The sequence below is a fragment of the uncultured Bradyrhizobium sp. genome, from assembly GCF_947648125.1.
Taxonomy (GTDB): domain Bacteria; phylum Pseudomonadota; class Alphaproteobacteria; order Rhizobiales; family Xanthobacteraceae; genus Bradyrhizobium.
Genome location: NZ_CANSMR010000007.1, coordinates 209,112 through 226,608 on the forward strand (window position 1 = coordinate 209,112; position 17,497 = coordinate 226,608).

Annotated in this window: 17 protein-coding genes; 13 read left to right on the forward strand and 4 right to left on the reverse strand. The window is 64.7% G+C overall.

All coding sequences use genetic code 11. The features are described from left to right. Positions 1-66 precede the first annotated feature (66 nt). The 3 genes from boxC to Q0030_RS15645 all read left to right on the forward strand — a co-directional run bounded on the left by boxC (position 67) and on the right by Q0030_RS15645 (position 4,398). Positions 67-1,755 carry a 2,3-epoxybenzoyl-CoA dihydrolase gene (gene boxC / locus Q0030_RS15635; RefSeq protein ID WP_298368542.1) on the forward strand — a complete coding sequence of 563 codons (1,689 nt, stop codon included), beginning with the start codon at positions 67-69 and terminating at the stop codon, positions 1,753-1,755. A gap of 136 nt (positions 1,756-1,891) precedes the next feature. Next, positions 1,892-3,328, forward strand: a complete 1,437-nt coding sequence (gene boxB, locus Q0030_RS15640; protein ID WP_298368817.1) for a benzoyl-CoA 2,3-epoxidase subunit BoxB — start codon at positions 1,892-1,894, stop codon at positions 3,326-3,328. A gap of 230 nt (positions 3,329-3,558) precedes the next feature. Further along, the gene (locus Q0030_RS15645) at positions 3,559-4,398 is read left to right on the forward strand and encodes an alpha/beta hydrolase (protein ID WP_298368544.1); all 840 of its coding nucleotides are present in this window, start codon (positions 3,559-3,561) and stop codon (positions 4,396-4,398) included. Between the two features lie 121 nt (positions 4,399-4,519). Here Q0030_RS15645 and Q0030_RS15650 read toward each other — a convergent pair whose 3' ends face one another. Both Q0030_RS15650 and Q0030_RS15655 read right to left on the reverse strand, forming a co-directional pair. Further along, positions 4,520-4,879, reverse strand: coding sequence for a DoxX family protein (locus tag Q0030_RS15650; protein WP_298368546.1), 360 nt, complete (start codon positions 4,877-4,879; stop codon positions 4,520-4,522). 123 nt (positions 4,880-5,002) lie between these two features. After that, positions 5,003-5,875, reverse strand: a complete 873-nt coding sequence (locus tag Q0030_RS15655) for an NmrA family NAD(P)-binding protein (RefSeq protein ID WP_298368548.1) — start codon at positions 5,873-5,875, stop codon at positions 5,003-5,005. A gap of 116 nt (positions 5,876-5,991) precedes the next feature. Here Q0030_RS15655 and Q0030_RS15660 point away from each other — a divergent pair, with 116 nt between their 5' ends. Beyond that, positions 5,992-6,417, forward strand: a complete 426-nt coding sequence (locus tag Q0030_RS15660) for a helix-turn-helix domain-containing protein (RefSeq protein WP_298368551.1) — start codon at positions 5,992-5,994, stop codon at positions 6,415-6,417. A gap of 153 nt (positions 6,418-6,570) precedes the next feature. On the opposite strand, the gene Q0030_RS15665 is transcribed toward Q0030_RS15660, so the two are convergent. After that, entirely contained in the window at positions 6,571-7,371 is an 801-nt protein-coding gene (locus Q0030_RS15665; RefSeq protein ID WP_298368553.1) for an SDR family NAD(P)-dependent oxidoreductase, read from the reverse strand. Between the two features lie 187 nt (positions 7,372-7,558). After that, positions 7,559-8,611 carry a polysaccharide deacetylase family protein gene (locus Q0030_RS15670; RefSeq protein ID WP_298368555.1) on the reverse strand — a complete coding sequence of 351 codons (1,053 nt, stop codon included), beginning with the start codon at positions 8,609-8,611 and terminating at the stop codon, positions 7,559-7,561. Between the two features lie 169 nt (positions 8,612-8,780). Between Q0030_RS15670 and Q0030_RS15675 the strand changes: the two genes are divergently transcribed. The 9 genes from Q0030_RS15675 (at position 8,781) to pstC (ending at position 17,497) form a co-directional block, all read left to right on the forward strand. Continuing rightward, positions 8,781-10,175, forward strand: a complete 1,395-nt coding sequence (locus Q0030_RS15675; protein ID WP_298368556.1) for an OmpA family protein — start codon at positions 8,781-8,783, stop codon at positions 10,173-10,175. A gap of 2 nt (positions 10,176-10,177) precedes the next feature. Then, entirely contained in the window at positions 10,178-10,474 is a 297-nt protein-coding gene (locus Q0030_RS15680; RefSeq protein WP_298368557.1) for a hypothetical protein, read from the forward strand. A gap of 108 nt (positions 10,475-10,582) precedes the next feature. Beyond that, positions 10,583-11,173 (forward strand): TetR/AcrR family transcriptional regulator, encoded by a 591-nt coding sequence (locus tag Q0030_RS15685; protein WP_298368559.1) that lies wholly within the window; start codon positions 10,583-10,585, stop codon positions 11,171-11,173. Next, complete coding sequence (locus Q0030_RS15690) at positions 11,170-12,078, forward strand: haloalkane dehalogenase (protein WP_298368561.1); 909 nt, start codon at positions 11,170-11,172, stop codon at positions 12,076-12,078. Before Q0030_RS15685 ends, Q0030_RS15690 begins: the two co-directional genes overlap by 4 nt. A 19-nt stretch (positions 12,079-12,097) precedes the next feature. After that, on the forward strand, positions 12,098-12,325 hold the full coding sequence (locus Q0030_RS15695) for an Rdx family protein (RefSeq protein WP_298368562.1): 228 nt from the start codon (positions 12,098-12,100) through the stop codon (positions 12,323-12,325). 353 nt (positions 12,326-12,678) lie between these two features. Then, positions 12,679-13,734, forward strand: coding sequence for a lysylphosphatidylglycerol synthase domain-containing protein (locus tag Q0030_RS15700; RefSeq protein ID WP_245452840.1), 1,056 nt, complete (start codon positions 12,679-12,681; stop codon positions 13,732-13,734). An 84-nt stretch (positions 13,735-13,818) separates the two neighbouring features. Next, positions 13,819-15,132 (forward strand): ATP-binding protein, encoded by a 1,314-nt coding sequence (locus tag Q0030_RS15705; protein WP_298368566.1) that lies wholly within the window; start codon positions 13,819-13,821, stop codon positions 15,130-15,132. A gap of 136 nt (positions 15,133-15,268) precedes the next feature. After that, entirely contained in the window at positions 15,269-16,279 is a 1,011-nt protein-coding gene (gene pstS / locus Q0030_RS15710) for a phosphate ABC transporter substrate-binding protein PstS (RefSeq protein WP_298368569.1), read from the forward strand. Positions 16,280-16,507: 228 nt separating this feature from the next. Then, positions 16,508-17,497 (forward strand): phosphate ABC transporter permease subunit PstC, encoded by a 990-nt coding sequence (pstC, locus tag Q0030_RS15715; protein ID WP_298368571.1) that lies wholly within the window; start codon positions 16,508-16,510, stop codon positions 17,495-17,497.

Genomic DNA, 17,497 nt, shown 5'->3' on the forward strand with positions numbered 1-17,497 from the left:
CATGCATTATTTTGCATGAAGACCTCGACGACGAACCTTCAAACGAACAACAGATAAGGGTGGCCCATGGCTGGTGACGATCGCGTCCTTGCAGGCGGGGCGAAGTACATCGACTTCCAGACCAACCCGTCGCGCTACCGGCACTGGAAGCTCGACGTGGCGGGCGACGTCGCGACGCTGACCATGGATGTCGACGAGAACGGCGGCCTGTTCGAGGGCTATCAGCTCAAGCTCAATTCCTACGACCTCGGCGTCGACATCGAGCTTGCCGACGCCGTGCAGCGCCTGCGCTTCGAGCATCCCGAGGTGAAGGTCGTGGTGATGCGCTCCGGCAAGAACCGCGTGTTCTGCGCCGGCGCCAACATCCGCATGCTGGCGGGCTCGACTCACGCCCACAAGGTCAACTTCTGCAAGTTCACCAACGAGACCCGCAACGGCCTGGAAGACTCCAGCGAGAATTCCGGCCAGAGCTTCATCACCGTAGTCAACGGCACCGCGGCCGGCGGCGGCTATGAGCTGGCGCTCGCGACCGACCACATCATGATGGCCGATGACGGCGCCGCCGCCGTCGCGCTGCCGGAAGTGCCGCTGCTCGCGGTGCTGCCGGGCACCGGCGGCCTCACGCGTGTGGTCGACAAGCGCAAGGTGCGCCGCGACCACGCCGACTTCTTCTGCACCATCGAGGAAGGCATCAAGGGCAAGCGCGCGGTGCAGTGGCGGCTGGTCGACGAGATCGCGCCGAACTCCAAGCTCGAGGGCAAGCTCGCCGAGCGCGTCAAGGAATTCGCCGCCAGGTCGAAGCGCAACGGCGCAGGCAAAGGCATCGCACTGGCGCCGCTGACCCGCACCATCGACGACAGCGCCATCCGCTATGGCTTCGTCAGCGTCGACATCGATCGCGCGGCGCGCATCGCCACCATCTCGGTCAAGGCGCCGGAAGCTGCCGCACCTGCCGACATCGACGGCATGATCGCGCAGGGCGCTTCGTTCTGGCCGCTGCAGGTCGCCCGCGAGCTCGACGATGCGATCCTGCATCTGCGCATCAACGAGCTCGAGATCGCGATGCTGGTGTTCAAGAGCCATGGCGACCGCGCCAATGTCGTGTCCTACGACGCGTTCCTGGAGGCCAACAAGGCGCACTGGCTGGTCAATGAGGTGAGGCATTACTGGAAGCGCGTGCTCAAGCGCATCGACGTCACCTCGCGCACGCTGGTGACGCTGGTTGAGCCCGGCTCCTGCTTCGTCGGTACTCTGGCCGAGCTCGTGTTCGCCGCCGACCGCTCGTACATGCTGATCGGCCAGAAGCAGGGCGACAACCGCCCGCCGCCGGCGATCGAGCTGACGGCGATGAATTTCGGGCCCTACCCGATGAGCCATGGCTTGACCCGGCTGCAATCGCGGTTCCAGGCCGACCCAATGGATCTGGAGCGCGCGCAAGGCTCGATCGGCAAGGCGCTCGATGCGGAGGAGGCCGAGGAGCTCGGTCTCGTCACCTTCGCGCTCGACGACATCGACTGGGACGACGAGGTCCGCGTGTTCTTCGAGGAGCGCACCTCGTTCTCGCCCGACGGTCTTACCGGCATGGAAGCCAATCTGCGCTTCGTCGGTCCGGAGACCATGGAATCGAAGATCTTCTCGCGCCTCACGGCGTGGCAGAACTGGATCTTCCAGCGGCCGAACGCGGTCGGTGAGGACGGCGCGCTGCGCCGCTACGGCACCGGCCAGAAGGCGCAATTCGACATGACACGCGTGTAGGAAATTTGCTGCGTCATGCCCGGCCTTGTGCCGGGCATCCACGTCTTCCTTCCTTTACCGAAGCGAGACGTGGATGGCCGGGACAAGCCCGGCCATGACGAAAGAAATCTGCCCCAAGGAGGCTGCCATGAACATCATGAACGTCGATTACTCGACCAAGATTCCAAACAACGTGAATCTCGCCGAAGACCGCCAGGTGCTCAAGGCACTGGAGGGCTGGCATCCCGGCTACATGGACTGGTGGAGCGACATGGGCCCGGATGGCTTCCAGGAGTCGCTGGTCTATCTGCGCACCGCCTATTCGGTCGATCCGCGCGGCTGGGCCAAGTTCGACTACGTGCGGATGCCCGAATATCGCTGGGGCATCCTGCTTGCACCGCAGGAAGAGAATCGGGTCATCCCGTTCGGCGAAGACTACGGCAAGCCGGCCTGGCAGGAAGTCCCCGGCGAGCACCGCGCGATGCTGCGCCGCCTGATCGTGATCCAGGGCGACACCGAGCCGGCCTCGGTCGAGCAGCAGCGCCATCTCGGCAAGACCGCGCCTTCGCTCTACGACATGCGCAATTTGTTCCAGGTCAATGTCGAGGAAGGCCGCCATCTCTGGGCGATGGTCTACCTCTTGCAGAAGTATTTCGGCCGCGACGGCCGTGAGGAGGCGGATGATTTGTTGCGCCGCCGTTCGGGCGATGCGGATTCGCCGCGCATGTTAGGGGCCTTCAACGAGGCGACGCCGGACTGGCTGTCGTTCTTCATGTTCACCTACTTCACTGACCGCGACGGCAAGATGCAGCTGCACTCGCTGGCGCAGTCGGGCTTCGATCCGCTGTCGCGCACCTGCCGCTTCATGCTGACCGAGGAAGCCCACCACATGTTCGTCGGCGAGACCGGCATCACCCGCGTCGTGCAGCGCACCTGCGATGCGATGACGGAAGCCGGCATCACCGATCCGAACGACATCGCCAGGATCCGCGCGCTCGGCGTCATTGATCTTCCGACCATCCAGAAGAAGCTGAACCTGCATTATTCGCTGTCGCTCGACTTGTTCGGCTCCGAAGTGTCGACCAATGCGGCGAACGCCTTCAACGCCGGCATCAAGGGCCGCTACAAGGAAACCACGATCGAGGACGATCACCAGCTCAAGAGCTCGACCTATCCGGTCATGAAGATGGTGGACGGCCAGATCAAGATGGTCGACGAGCCGGCGCTGACCGCGCTCAACATGCGGCTGCGCGACGACTACACTCAGGATTGCGTCAAGGGCATGCTGCGCTGGAACAAGGTGATCTCGACCTCAGGCATCGACTACAAGCTCACAGTGCCGAACACGGCCTTCCACCGTCAGATCGGCGAGTTCAAGGACATCCACGCGACGCCGGATGGCCTCTTGATCGACAACGCCACCTGGGCCAAGCGCAAGAACGACTGGCTGCCGTCGACCGCGGACGGCGACTTCATCGCCTCGCTGATGAAGCCGGTGACCGAACCCGGCGAGTTCGCCTCCTGGATCTCGCCGCCCAAGGTCGGCATCGACAACAAGCCCGGCGACTTCGAATATGTGAGGATCGAGAGCTGAGTTTCAGCTAGCAGTTCCTCTCCTCCCGGAGGGGCCGAAAAGGGGTAAGCCGAGAAGGTCCTGGCTTGCCCCTTTTCTTTTTGAGACGTGCGTTCGCGTGCGCGATGAGGCGCTGGCGCTTCCCGGCTTGACAAGCGCGATGCCTTCGCGCGGAGATCACACACCTTCAACATGAACCGCAATGGCGGCTTGAGCCGGTTGTCGCGGGTCGGGATTACGGCGGGGCCATCATGAGCGAAGAGATTTTTCCGGGGCCGACCCTGCGTCCGCTCAAGCTCCACTTCGGTGAGCAGACGATCGCGGGCTTCGAGAGCGCGGGCACTGGCCGCGACATCCTGCTCGTCCACGGCAATTCGTCGTCGTCGCAGATTTGGCAGAAGCAACTTCAGGGGCCGCTTGGCGCCAAATACCGGCTGGTCGCGATCGACCTGCCCGGTCACGGCAGCTCGTCGCCTGCGCCCGATCCGGAACACGGTTATTCGGGTGCAGGCTACGCCGGCTGCATCGCGGCGGCCGCAAAAGAGCTCGGCCTGAAGGACGCGGTGGTGGTGGGCTGGAGCCTCGGCGGACATGCCGTGCTCAACGCAGCCCCGTCATTGCCGATGGCAGCCGGGCTGATGATTTTCGGGACGCCGCCGATCAGCAAGGCGCCGGACGGGTTCTCCGGGTTCAAGGGGCTGTCGGCGACCACCTTTACGCCGGCGCCCAGCGATGCCGAGATCGCGGCCTGGCTGAAAACGGTCTTCGCGCCGGACTATGCGCCGTTGCCCGCGTTCGTCGACGCCGATTTCCGCCGCACCGATGGCAATGCGCGCGGCTATCTCGGCGCCAGCGTGCAGGCCGGCCGCTTTGCCGACGAGGTCGAGATCGTGCGCGGTCTCGGGATTCCGCTGGCGATCGTGCATGGCAGCGAGGAGCAGATGGTCGATCTCGGCTATCTGCAGCGGCTGCCCGCGCCGACGCTATGGCGCGGCCAGGTTCAGGTGGTCGACGGTGCCGGCCACGCCACGCAGTGGGAAAGAGCCGAGGCCTTCGACCGACTCGTCGACGCGTTCGCGTCGAGCCTTTGAACGACCAACAGGGGGCGGCTCCTCGCCGTTCGGAAGCGGCGGTGCTCAAAGACCCGGATGTTGAGATTTTCACCCGTGAACGCGCGCATGCGGACATTTCCTTGGCCTCCAGCGGCGACAGTCATGCCGAGCTGGGGAGCCGCTTCGGCCAGGCAAACCAGCCGACAGCTATCGATAGTGTTGCCACGACAAGCGGCGCCACGCCGTGCCCGTATTCGCCGTGGAGTGTGACGGTCGCGAGCGCTGCCAACATCACGGTGCAGCCGAGCGCCGAGCCCCACAGCCGCGTCCGTGCCCGCGCCAGCAGAACGGCGGTCGTGAGTTCCAGCGATCCGGTTACGAAGTGGAACCAGTGCGGGTATCCCCACCGCAGATATTCTTCGTAGATTGACCCAGGGGCGAAGATGTTGCTGAGCGATCCCACGACGAAGAAAGCTGCAAGCGCCAAGGCCGAGACTTGGCGCCAGGAAATCTCTGACATTTGTCCACCCCTTTCTGATGAGGGCGTCGCGGCGAGACGGCCGGCCCCGACGCATTCAGTCCGAAGGAGATGCGAATTTCCGGAACAGATCCGAAAGTCGCATCTCATCGCTGATCCGCGGACCTAAGCCGTCGCGGCCTTCTGGGCCGCCGCGAAGACATCGCGGGGAAGCGTTGTGCCGGCGACGCGCTCCGTGCCCGTTACGCCGAGGTCCATCCAGCCCGCGTTGACGGCGTCGAACATCGCTTCAGCCGGTCCGGTTTGGCCCTTCGGGATGCCGAACTGCTCGAATGCCGCCGGCCACTCGGCCCGCGGGACGGCGAAGGCCCTGACTTCGCGCTGCATGACATCGCCCAGTTGCGCGGCGACTTCATCCGCACTGATCATCGAACCAAGTTCGATGACCCGATGCCCCGACCACGCCGGCCCCGTCAGCAGCGTCGCCACCTCGGCACCGATGTCGTTCGTCGCGACCATGGTCGATTTCCGGTTGGTCGGGTTGTAGTAGACGGGGAGCGTGCCGCCCTGGGCGACGTGCAGGCCGTAAAGGAAGTTTTCGAAAAAGCCGCCGGCGCGCACGAGGGCGGTCGGCGATGTCAGGTTGCGAAGGCCTTGCTCCAGCAACGACAGGGCCGTGATCATCCCCAGCCCGTTGGTTCGGTTCGCCCCCATCGACGAGAGGCCGACGACCCGCGGCGGCGCGGCCTTGGTCAGCGCCTCCGCATAATTCGCGATGATGCCCTTGGCTTCCTTGAAGTCCGGCGAGGGGGCCCAGACGGCTGGCAACATTACAAACGTGCCGTCGACACCCTTGAGCGCCCGCTCGATGGCGGCCGTGTCGTTCCAGTCGCCGTCCACCAGTTCCACTCCCTGGTCGGTCCAGCTTGCCGCCTTCGCGCGGTCGCGAACCAGCGCGCGCACTTTCTTGCCTTGCGCCAGCAGATGCCTGGCCGTTGCGCCGCCGACTTTTCCTGTGATTCCAGTGACTAGAAACATGCGTATTCTCCGGGTGCTAAATGGCCTATATTCTAGGGTAGGTCTCACATAGAGACCTCCGGCCTGCACCGTAAGGAGGCAGTTTTTTGTAACCAGGACAGGAAAAGGGGACCGGCATGAGCGATGCATTGAGCGCGATCGAGCGCTTCAGCCGATATCAATCGGACGACGCCCAGTCAGTAGAGCCCGTGCATTGTCCGGTGCGCGACGTGCTCGACTGCATCGGCGACAAGTGGAGCATCCTCATGATCATGACGCTCGCGACGCGACCGCAGCGCTTCGGCGAGCTTCGCCGAGCCATCCGCGACATCTCGAAACGCATGCTCACACAGACGCTGCGCGACCTGGAGCGCGACGGACTTATCACCCGCCATGTCTTTCCGACCAAGCCGCCGAGCGTTGAATATCGCCTTTCCCCGCTAGGCCAATCCCTGCTGGACCCGATGGCGAGCCTCATCGATTGGGCCGACCGTCGCTATGCGGATATCCACGCTGCGCGCGTCCGCTTTGACGGAGCCCCCTGTGATGTCCCGCGTGAGTGATGTGAAACGGAAGTTCACATCATCGCGTGTGTGAGGTCTCGCGGCGTGCTTCAGATGGAGCTGGCCAGAGTTGTCGGAAAAGGCGCCCCGCTGCGGGCGAGGCGCCCTTTGTATTACCAGTGATGCGCTGATGGGCGTGAGAGGCGCGGTCGCTTACCCCGCGATCTCCAACCCTGCGGTCGCATAGACCACGCCACCATCGACCGCGATGGTGTTGCCCACGACATAGTCGCCGGCGCGCGAGGCGAGATAGATCGCAGTGCCCGCCATGTCTTCGTCGCTGCCCACCCGCCGCGACGGAACGCGCTGTGCGACTTCGTCGGCGTGGTCGCGCGCGGCGCGATTCATGTCCGACTTGAAGGCGCCGGGCGCGATCGCGGTGACATTGATGTTGTCCTTGACCAGGCGCGTCGCCATCCGGCGCGTCAAATGGATCACCGCGGCCTTGCTGGCGGCATAGGAATAGGTCTCCATCGGGTTGACGAAAATGCCGTCGATCGAGGCGATGTTGATCACCTTGCCCGGTTTGTCATGGGTCGCCGCCGCGCGCAGCGGCTTGGCCAGCGCCTTGGTCAGGAAGAAGATCGACTTGACGTTGAGGTTCATCACCTTGTCCCAGCCGCTCTCCGGGAATTCGTCGAAGTCCGCGCCCCATGCGGCGCCGGCATTGTTGACCAGGATGTCGAGCTTCGGCTCGCGCTTGATGATCTCGCTCGCGAGCTTGTCGCAGCCCTCGACGGTCGAGATGTCGATCGGCAGCGCGATGCATTCGCCGTCATAGGCGGCGGTGAGCTCCTGGGCGGTGGCCTCGCAGGGACCTGCCTTGCGCGCGGTGATGTAGACCTTCGCGGCACCCTGCGCGAGGAAACCGGCTGCGATCATCTTGCCGATGCCGCGCGATCCCCCGGTCACCAGTGCGACGCGGCCCTTCAGTGAGAACAGATCCTTGAACATGCGCTCCTCCATTGCGTTGCCGATGGTTCTGGGCGCGGCCGGGGATCGAGTCAAGAAGAGGGAAGGGATCGGTAGCCAGTAGCCCGGATGGAGCGCAGCGAAATCCGGGGCAGCATTATCCAGGCGTGAGACCGCCCCGGATTGCGCTTCGCTTCATCCGGGCTACGCTCACTACGAAAAGCAGGTGCTATGCCGCGTCGATGCGACGAAAACCGTTCCACACCGCGGTGGCGGCGCCTGATGTCAGCACCGGCAAGAGCCGCGCGTCCTGGTAATTGCCGTTCAGCGAAACCCGCTGCAACGCCGTCAGATGGTCGGCACTTTCGGGAAACAGCATGCCCGGCCGCGTCGTCACCGCGGTCCGAAAGCCGATCGATCTGGCGAGCGCGAATTCGCGCTGCCCAGCCGCGATCCTGTCGCCATAGGGATAGGCGAGATGCAGCGCCGGACGCTGCAGCGTCTCCTCGATCCGCGCCCGGCTGGTGGCGAGCTCGAACGATGCGATCGTCTCGCTCTGCTTGGCGAGATTGCAATGGGTGATGGTGTGGGCGCCGATCGTGACCAGCGGATCGTCGGCAAAGCCGCGCAACTCGTCCCAGGACATGCAGAGCTCGCGCGCGATGCCGGCCTCGTCGACGCCGTGGCGCGTGCACAGCGCTGAGATCTCGGCCTGCATCTCCTGCTCGCCCGGCAGTGAGCGCAGCCAGTCGTGCATGCGGCTGAACGCTGTGCGCTTGGCTTGCGGCGTGTCGATCCGCGTCATGACGCCGGCGATCGGGACCTCGATCACCGATGCTGCCGCGATCACCCGCTCCAGCGCGATCCACCACAATTTGCCGCAGCCTTCGGCAAAATCGCTCGCGACAAACACCGTGAACGGCGCGCCGAACTCGCGCATGACCGGCAGCGCGAAATCGCGGTTGTCGCGGTAGCCGTCGTCGCAGGTGAAGCACGCGAAGCGCCGCGCGAAATTCCGTTCGGTGAGGCGGCGATGCGCCTCGTCCATGCTGACGACGTCGACGTCGAGCGCGCGCAGGTGCGTCAGCATCGCGCGCAGGAAGTCCGGCGTGACCTCGAGATGATGGTTGGGCTGGAACGCGTCGGCGCGGCGCGGGCGGACGTGGTGCAGCATGAAGATGGCGCCGACACCGGCAAAGATCGGCCGTAGCAGGAAATGCGCACCCGAGAAATACAACGCCTCCATCCCAGCACGGATCACGGTGTTGCGGAGTTGTTTCATGAGGGGCACGGGCTGGCCGATTTGCATTCCGCCGCAAACTTAGCGAAAGACCACTGAAGAAACTGTTATCCCGATCCAATATGGCGCCCCTGCCATGGCCTTTGATTTGGGGTTTGACAGTCAGCCAAGGGTTTGTTTTCTCTCTGGTTCCAGACCCGCAGGACGCTGAATGCACGGACTTTTCAAGTGGAGTAGCAAGTGGTGGCCGGGGGTGATTCCACTGGTCGTCCTGTGGGGCATCGCGGCCTGGACCTCAACGGCAACGGTCGAAGCCGACCTTGCTGCGCGTTCTAATGCCGCACTCAAGGACACCGTGCTCGACAAGCGCCGCATCAGCGTCGACGGCCGCGACGTGACCTTTGCGGCCAATGCCTTCTCCGAGGACGGCCGTCTCAGCGCGGTGGCATCGGTCGAGGCCGTGCCGGGCGTGCGGCTGGTCAACGACGAGACCCGCCTCGTTCCCGAGGCCAAGCCCTTTGTCTGGTCCGCAGAGCGCGACGTGGTGCGGGTCACGCTTGGCGGCAATGCGCCCCTGCCGTCGAGCAAGAGCAAGCTGACCGAGGCCGCGAAGGCCAGTCTCGGCGGTGTCGAGGTGGTGGATCAGATGGCGCTTGCCCGTGGCGCGCCGTCGCGGTTCGACCCGGCGGCGCTGTTGCTGCTCGACCAAATCGGCAAGCTGAAGGAAGGCAAGATCACGCTGACCGACAACAAGGTCGCTCTTGCCGGCATGGCGCGCGAGCTCGGCGGACGCGAAGCGGTCGCGGCGGCGCTGAAGAACCTGCCGGAAGGCTATTCGATCGCCACCAACGACATCAAGGCGCCGCCTTACGTGTTCCAGGCCTACAAGGATCCGGTCGCGGTGACGCTGACGCTGACCGGCTACGTGCCCGACAACAACGTGCATGCCGCGCTCGTCGCCGCCGCCAGCCGTAAGTTCTTCAGCGAAAAGGTTGTCGACAATCTCAAGGCCAGCCTCGGCGCACCGTCAGGCTTTGCAGCGGCGGTGGTGCCTGCGCTCGGCGCGCTGTCGCGGCTGTCGACGGGTACGCTCGTGGTGTCGGACCGCGAGGTGAAGCTGTCGGGCGATGCGCTCTATGATGCCGCGGCCGGCCAGATCCGCGACGGGCTCGGCAAGGACTTTCCGCAGGGCTGGCAGTACAAGGCCGAGGTCACCGTCAAGCCGGCGGCGGCGCCGGTCGATCCCACGGTGTGTCAGCAGCTGTTTTCCGAGATCCTCTCCAAGGGCAAGATCCGCTTCGAGTCCGGCAAGGCCGACATCGTCCCTGACTCCGCCGGTCTGCTCGACCGTCTGATCGAGACCGCGTTGCGCTGTCCCAATGCGACGATCGAAGTCGCCGGCCATACCGACAGCGACGGCGAGGAGGCGGCCAACCAGGCCTTGTCGGAGCGCCGCGCGCAGGCCGTGGTGGATTATCTCGTGCGCGCCGGACTGCCTGCCAACCGCTTCACGCCGATCGGTTATGGCAGCACGCAGCCGCTCGCCGGCAACGAGAGTGAAGACGGCAAGGCGCAGAACCGCCGCATCGAATTCGTGGTGAAGTAGCGATGACCGTGCTCGCGACATTCTTTTGGGGTTGGCTGCTCGGTGCCGCGCTGCTCGGCTTCGGCATGGGCTGGATCGCGGTGGTGCATCGGGCGCAGGGCGTCTCGAAGGTCTGGATGCGCTGGCTCGCGCTGCTTGCCGCCGCGCTGGTGGCGTCGTCGTTTGCGCGGGTCGTGCCCGGCCGCTTCGGCTACTGGCTCGATCTCTTCCTGATCATGTTCGCGCTCTATCTGGTCGGCTGCGCGATCGGCTCCTGGCTGCGCGACTGGGTGGTTTCGCGCAGCAGGCCCGCAAGCTGACCCCAAACCCCTGATCCAGCAGGTCTGAACGGTGTCGCCAGGCGCAAGGCGAGCCGCATGCATTTTACCGCTTGACATCAATACGTACGTACGTATTAAATCGTGTCCATGCCAAAACCCTCTCTCCGTGATGCCATCCTCGACGCCGGCCTGAAGGAAATGTTCCGGACCGGCTATCACGGCACCAGCGTGCGCGACGTCACCGCCGCGGCCGGCGCGCCGCAAGGCTCGTTCACCAACCATTTCCGCTCGAAGGAGCTGTTCGCGTCGGAAGTGCTCGACCGCTACTTCCTCTATGTCCGCGGCCTCGTCGCTGAAGCCCTCGGCGACACGACGCTGCCGCCGCGCCAAAGGCTCAGGCGCTATCTCGATCTGATCACCGGCAAGCTGGCGCATGACGGCTTCACCCGCGGCTGCCTGATCGGGGATTTCAGCCTCGAGGCGTCGGGCTCGAGCGAGATGCTGCGCGAGCAGCTCGACGAGATCTTCCGGGAATGGCGTGCGCCGTTTGCGGCCTGCATCGCCGAAGCCCAGGCCAAGCGAGAGATCGCCTCCGACTTCGATCCCGATGCGCTTGCCGATTTCCTGCTCGCATCCTGGCAGGGCGCGATGCTGCGCATGAAGGTCGAACGCAGCGCGGCCGCGCTCGAGCGTTTCAAGACGATCGCCTTCCAAACCGTGTTCAAGGAGTTGCCATGACCATGTCTGCCGATATCAGTCTGCATCATCGCTCGGTGCTCGGGACCACGATGGCCTATCGCGAGACCGGACGCAGCGACGCGCCGCACGTGCTGTTCCTGCACGGCAATCCGACGTCATCCTATATCTGGCGCAACATCATGCCGCTGGTGGCGCCGGTCGGGCACTGCATCGCGCCCGACCTGATCGGCTACGGCCAGTCCGGCAAGCCCGACATCGCCTACTGCTTCTTCGACCATGCGAACTATCTCGATGCGCTGATCGACGAGCTCGGCATCAGTTCGGCGTATCTCGTCGCCCAGGATTGGGGTACGGCGCTCGCGTTCCATCTCGCGGCGCGCCGTCCGCACCTCGTGCGCGGGCTCGCCTTCATGGAGTTCATCCGCCCGATGCGGGACTGGTCCGACTTCCACCAGCACGAGGCCGCCCGGGACACGTTCCGGAAATTCCGTACGCCGGGAGTTGGCGAAGCGATGATCCTCGACAACAATGCGTTCGTCGAACGCGTACTGCCCGGCTCGATCCTGCGCTCGCTCAGCGAGGAAGAGATGGCCGCCTACCGTGCGCCGTTTGCGACGCGCGAGAGCCGCAAGCCGACCTTGATGCTGCCGCGCGAGCTGCCGATCTCGGGCGAACCTGCCGATGTCGATCAGGCGCTCACCATCGCGCACGCGGCGCTCGCGGCATCGACCTATCCGAAGCTGCTGTTTGCGGGGTCTCCCGGCGCATTGGTGTCGCCGGCCTTCGCCGCGGATTTTGCGGCGAGGCTGCAGCATTGCGCGGTCATTCAGCTCGGCGCGGGCGCGCATTATCTGCAGGAGGATCATCCTGAGGCGATCGGTCGCTCGGTTGCAGGGTGGATCGCCGGGATCGAAGCCGTGAACGCGCAACATCTCGCAGCATGAGTGGATGGGAGAGCGCGCCATGACCGACCTCTCGATCATCTATTGCCGTCCCTGCGGCTACGAGAAGCGCGCCAGGGAGGCCGCCGCGCTGCTGCGCGAACGGCTCGGGCTCGATCCGGAGCTCGTGCCCGGCAAGGGCGGCGTCTTCGAGGTCAAGCTTGACGGCAAAGTGATCGCCAAGCGCGTGAAGGGGCATTTCCCCGATGCCGCCGAAATCGTCACCGCAGTGGCTACGGCGCGGGCATAAAAATTGACGCAGGCTTGCCTGATCGCCGTCGCATCACCAATGCGGCGGCGATTTTCGCTGCGCGAGCGCCGCGGCGTCGCTCCCGCTCCCGTATTTTCCCGGATGGCCTTGCGCACCGTTGGGCGGGCTAACTGCCGCACGTCGATGTCAAGTCTTGTCGAAGGTGGCGAGAAACGCGCATATTTGTGCACCCGCTGTCATGAATCATCCCTAATATCTTGAAGATGCGCGTTTTATTGTCGTTTGACGAATTCCACTCCGGCTTAAAACGCGCTACAGGGGTCGGGGCACAGCGAAGCGCCGGCGGGGTTCGCCCGGGAGCCGCCGTCGCGGGATCGCAATTCGAGGTCTAGATGCTGGAAGCAATACGCAGGGCGATGGCGTTTCTGCGCCAGAAGCAAATCCTGCATCGGCTGGGTGTTGTCATCAGCATCGCCGTCATCGGCATCGCCTGCTACGTCCTCTATCATATGCTGCGCGGCATCGACACCAATGAGGTGCTCGAGGCCATCAAGAGCACCGAGCCGCGACAAATCGCGCTGGCGGGACTGTTCGTCGCAGCCGGCTACTTCACGCTGACCTTCTACGATCTGTTTGCGGTGCGCGCGATCGGTCACGCCCACGTGCCCTACCGCATCAATGCGCTGGCGGCATTCACCTCCTATTCGATCGGCCACAATGTCGGCGCCAGCGTCTTCACCGGCGGCGCGGTGCGCTACCGGATCTATTCGGCCTGGGGATTGAACGCGATCGACGTCGCCAAGATCTGCTTTCTCGCCGGCCTGACCTTCTGGCTCGGCAATGCCGCGGTGCTCGGGCTCGGCATCGCCTATCATCCGGAAGCCGCTGCCAACATCGACCAGCTGCCGCCCTGGCTCAACCGCACCCTGGCGTGCGGCATCATCATTGCGCTGGTCGCCTATGTGGTCTGGGTCTGGACCCAGCCGCGGGTGGTCGGCCGCGGTCCCTGGACGGTGACCCTGCCGGGCGGCCCGCTGACGCTGCTGCAGATCGCGATCGGCATCGTCGACCTCGGCTTCTGCGCGCTGGCGATGTACGTGCTGGTGCCGGACGAGCCCAATCTCGGCTTCGTCGTGGTCGCCGTCATCTTCGTGTCGGCGACCCTGCTCGGCTTCGCCAGCCATTCCCCCGGCGGCCTAGGGGTGTTCGACGCCGCCATGCTGGTCGGCCTCTGGCAGATGGACCGCGAGGACCTGCTCGGCGGCATGCTGTTGTTCCGGCTGCTCTACTATATTGCGCCGTTCGTCATATCTGTAATCTTGCTGACGTTTCGGGAGGTTATCGTTGGCGCCCGACTCAAACGGCTGCCGCAGACTGATTCGGGTCCCCGCGCCGAACCGCATCATGAGGCGGTTCTGGTCCGCAAGCGCGGTGATTCCGGGGTCTGATGACGCGGCCCGATGCCTCCCGAGGGAAGGTCGATGTGACCGTGCCTGGGCGAGACATGAACCAACGGGATGAAAGCCGCCGCGATGGCCATTGACGATACGCCGCATTCGATTTTCTCGCCCTGGCCCGACCGCTTGCGGCATTCTGCGCTGATCCTGCTCGCTGCCGCGCTGGCGCTGAGCGTCGTGGTCGCGCTCGGAGAGTTGTCGCTGGTGCGCGCCTGCACGGTGTTCGTCTGCATCGCGGCCGCGGCACTGGTGCCATGGCGGCTGCATGATGCCGGCACCTCGCGCGAGGATGTCCGCCACGGCAATCCGGTCGAGGCGACCGCCGTCAGTGCGGTCGTCGCTGGCATGCCCGACCCGGCCGTGCTGCTCGACCGTGCCGGCCGCGTCATCCATCTCAACACCGCCGCGGCCCAGCTTGCGCCGGCGCTGCGCAAGAACGAGCTGGCGCAATTTGCCCTGCGTTCGCCGGAGATTATCACTGCGTTGCGCGAGGCGATCGCGACCACCGAGCCGCGCCGCGCCACCTACAGCGACCATGTTCCGGTCGATCGCTGGATGGAGCTCGTCATCACGCCGGTGCCGGTGCCGACCCAGTTCGGCGGCACCGAGAAATGCATGCTGATGACGTTCCACGATCTGACGCCGCTGCGCCGGGTCGAGGAGATGCGCGCCGATTTCGTCGCCAATGCCAGCCATGAGCTGCGCACACCGCTCGCCGCGTTGTCCGGCTTCATCGACACGCTGCAGGGGCCGGCGCGCGAGGACGCGCGGGCGCGCGAGCGCTTCCTCGGCATCATGCACACCCAGGCCACCCGCATGGCGCGGCTGATCGACGACCTGCTGTCGCTGTCGCGGGTCGAGCTGTCGGCCCATGTGCGGCCCGAGGCCTCGATCGATATCGTGCCGATCATCCGCCAGGTGGCCGACGGGCTCGAGGCGCTGGCGAGCGAGCGCCAGGTCGAGATCGATGTCGACCTGCCGCAGGCGCCGGTCACGATCGCCGGCGACCGCGAGGAACTGCTCCGCCTGTTCGAGAACCTGATCGAGAACGCCCTCAAATACGGCGCCTCGGGCGGCCGCGTCATAGTGTCGCTCAATCAGGCCGTTTCGGGCGCATCGGGCGAGGGGAGCCCCGAAATCCGTGTCATGGTACGGGATTTCGGCCCCGGCATCGCCCCGGAGCACCTGCCGCGTCTGACCGAGCGGTTCTACCGGGTGGACGTCGGCGACAGCCGTAACCAGGGCGGAACCGGCCTCGGATTATCGCTGGTGAAACATATTCTTAACCGTCATCGTGGGCGTCTTCTGATCGAAAGCGTGCCGAACAATGGCGCGACTTTTACCGCCTGTTTTCCCCGGCCGAAGACCCCGTTACCGACCCAAAGCTAAGCGTTTTCAGTCGCTTAGCACTGTCATCCAACTGTCATCCAACCTTCGTAAAAGCAGCACCGACCGCTCCTAGATGGACCGGCGTGGGCGCGATCGGGCGCAATTGGCGCTTCGCTCACAAGATGGAGACCACCCCATGAATTTCATCAAAGCAATCGTCGCTGCCGGCATGGTCGTCGCTTCGACGTCGGCCTTCGCTGCCGATATTACCGGCGCGGGCGCAACGTTTCCGTTCCCGATCTATTCGAAGTGGGCTGACGCCTACAAGAAGGAGACCGGCAACGGTCTGAACTATCAGTCGATCGGCTCTGGCGCCGGCATCAAGCAGATCCAGGCCAAGACCGTGACCTTCGGCGCCACCGACGCGCCGCTCAAGGCCGAGCAGCTCGAGAAGGACGGCCTCGTCCAGTGGCCGATGGTGATGGGCGCGATCGTTCCGGTCGTGAATGTCGAAGGCATCAAGTCGGGCGATCTCGTGCTCTCCGGCGAAGTGCTCGGCGACATCTATCTCGGCAAGATCACCAAGTGGAATGACGCGGCGATCGCCAAGCTCAATCCGAAGCTGACCCTGCCGGCCGACGCGATCACCGTCGTGCGCCGTTCGGACGGTTCGGGCACCACCTTCAACTTCACCGACTACCTCTCCAAGTCGAACGCCGACTGGAAGTCCAAGGTCGGTTCCGGCACCGCGGTCGAGTGGCCGGTCGGCGTCGGCGCCAAGGGCAACGAAGGTGTTGCCGGCAACATCAGCCAGACCAAGAACGCGATCGGCTATGTCGAATACGCCTATGCCAAGCAGAACAAGCTGACCTACACCGCGCTGGTCAACAAGACCGGCAAGACCGTGCAGCCGACCATCGCCGCCTTCCAGGCCGCTGCGTCGAACGCCGACTGGTCCAAGGCTCCCGGCTACTACGTGATCCTGACCGACCAGCCGGGCGAAGCCTCCTGGCCGATCACCGCGGCGACCTTCATCCTGATGCACAAGGACTCGACCGACAAGGCGGCCTCGCAGGAAGCGCTCAAGTTCTTCAAGTACGCCTTCGAGAAGGGTGGCAAGGCGGCCGAAGAGCTCGACTACATCCCGATGCCGGAATCGGTCGTCAAGCTGATCGAGAAGACCTGGTCCTCGGACATCAAGAGCTAAGTCCGACGCTTTGAACAACGCCTGTGCCGCCTCTCAAGGGCGGCACAGGTGGACCGATTGAGATCCGGGCTCCATCACCGCGGCAGGAAACGCGGGGCGGGGCCCGGGCTCGCGCCTCGGGAGGCGCAACCGGAACGACGCCCGGCCAAATGCGTCAGTGAAGATCGCTTCGGGGCGTAGCGGTTTGCGTGGCTTTCACATAGTAATGAGGGAATTGGCGTGGCAGACATGGCTGTTCAGAGCGATGTGATGGAGGCCGCCGGACCTTACGATCGCGCCAAGGCCCTCAGCGCCTTCAAGCTCGGCGATCTCACCTTCTACTGGATCACCCGCATCTCGGCGATTTCGGTCCTGTTGATCCTCGGCGGCATCATCCTGTCGCTGATCGCCGGCGCCTGGCCGGCAATGAAGGAATACGGCTTTGCCTTCCTCTGGACGCAGCGCTGGGCGCCCTCGGCCGATCCGCCGGTGCTCGGCGCGCTCGGCCCGATCTACGGCACGCTGATCACCTCGATCATCGCGATGCTGATCGCCATTCCGGTCGGCATCGGCATCGCCGTGTTCCTCACCGAGCTCTGCCCGCAAATGCTGCGCCGCCCGATCGGCATCGCCATCGAGCTGCTCGCCGGCATCCCCTCGATCATCTACGGCATGTGGGGCTTCTTCGTGCTGGGCCCGTTCCTGGCCAACACGTTCCAGCCCTTCATGATCAGGATATTTGAGGGCGTCCCGGTGCTGGGCGCGGTGTTCGCTGGCCCGCCGTCCTATCTCAGCCTGTTCAACGCCGCGCTGATCCTCGCCATCATGGTGCTGCCCTTCATCACCGCGATCTCGGTCGACGTGTTCAAGACCGTGCCGCCGGTCCTGAAAGAGGCCGCCTACGGCATGGGCTGCACCACCTGGGAAGTCGTCCGCAGCGTCGTGATCCCCTACACCCGGGTCGGCGTGATCGGCGGCATCATGCTGGCGCTCGGCCGCGCGCTCGGCGAGACCATGGCGGTGACCTTCATCATCGGCAACTCGTTCCGCATCTCGTCGTCGATCTTCGCGCCGGGCACCACGATCTCGGCGGCGATCGCCAGCGAATTCGCCGAGAGCGACGGCCTGCACCAGTCCGGCCTGATCCTGCTCGGCCTCTTGCTGTTCGTGCTGACCTTCTTCGTGCTCGCCGGCGCCCGGCTGATGCTGATGCGGCTTGAAACGAAGGCGGGGAAATAG

What these genes read in the sequence shown, in the direction of transcription:
- Q0030_RS15650 (WP_298368546.1), bottom strand. Translation starts at nt 4,879, where the DNA reads ATGTCAGAGATTTCCTGGCGCCAAGTCTCGGCCTTGGCGCTTGCAGCT.
- Q0030_RS15690 (WP_298368561.1), top strand. Translation starts at nt 11,170, where the DNA reads ATGACCATGTCTGCCGATATCAGTCTGCATCATCGCTCGGTGCTCGGG.
- Q0030_RS15680 (WP_298368557.1), top strand. Translation starts at nt 10,178, where the DNA reads ATGACCGTGCTCGCGACATTCTTTTGGGGTTGGCTGCTCGGTGCCGCG.
- Q0030_RS15655 (WP_298368548.1), bottom strand. Translation starts at nt 5,875, where the DNA reads ATGTTTCTAGTCACTGGAATCACAGGAAAAGTCGGCGGCGCAACGGCC.
- Q0030_RS15675 (WP_298368556.1), top strand. Translation starts at nt 8,781, where the DNA reads ATGCACGGACTTTTCAAGTGGAGTAGCAAGTGGTGGCCGGGGGTGATT.
- pstC (WP_298368571.1), top strand. Translation starts at nt 16,508, where the DNA reads ATGGCTGTTCAGAGCGATGTGATGGAGGCCGCCGGACCTTACGATCGC.
- boxC (WP_298368542.1), top strand. Translation starts at nt 67, where the DNA reads ATGGCTGGTGACGATCGCGTCCTTGCAGGCGGGGCGAAGTACATCGAC.
- Q0030_RS15695 (WP_298368562.1), top strand. Translation starts at nt 12,098, where the DNA reads ATGACCGACCTCTCGATCATCTATTGCCGTCCCTGCGGCTACGAGAAG.
- Q0030_RS15700 (WP_245452840.1), top strand. Translation starts at nt 12,679, where the DNA reads ATGCTGGAAGCAATACGCAGGGCGATGGCGTTTCTGCGCCAGAAGCAA.
- Q0030_RS15645 (WP_298368544.1), top strand. Translation starts at nt 3,559, where the DNA reads ATGAGCGAAGAGATTTTTCCGGGGCCGACCCTGCGTCCGCTCAAGCTC.
- boxB (WP_298368817.1), top strand. Translation starts at nt 1,892, where the DNA reads ATGAACGTCGATTACTCGACCAAGATTCCAAACAACGTGAATCTCGCC.
- Q0030_RS15665 (WP_298368553.1), bottom strand. Translation starts at nt 7,371, where the DNA reads ATGTTCAAGGATCTGTTCTCACTGAAGGGCCGCGTCGCACTGGTGACC.
- Q0030_RS15660 (WP_298368551.1), top strand. Translation starts at nt 5,992, where the DNA reads ATGAGCGATGCATTGAGCGCGATCGAGCGCTTCAGCCGATATCAATCG.
- Q0030_RS15685 (WP_298368559.1), top strand. Translation starts at nt 10,583, where the DNA reads ATGCCAAAACCCTCTCTCCGTGATGCCATCCTCGACGCCGGCCTGAAG.
- Q0030_RS15670 (WP_298368555.1), bottom strand. Translation starts at nt 8,611, where the DNA reads ATGAAACAACTCCGCAACACCGTGATCCGTGCTGGGATGGAGGCGTTG.
- pstS (WP_298368569.1), top strand. Translation starts at nt 15,269, where the DNA reads ATGAATTTCATCAAAGCAATCGTCGCTGCCGGCATGGTCGTCGCTTCG.
- Q0030_RS15705 (WP_298368566.1), top strand. Translation starts at nt 13,819, where the DNA reads ATGGCCATTGACGATACGCCGCATTCGATTTTCTCGCCCTGGCCCGAC.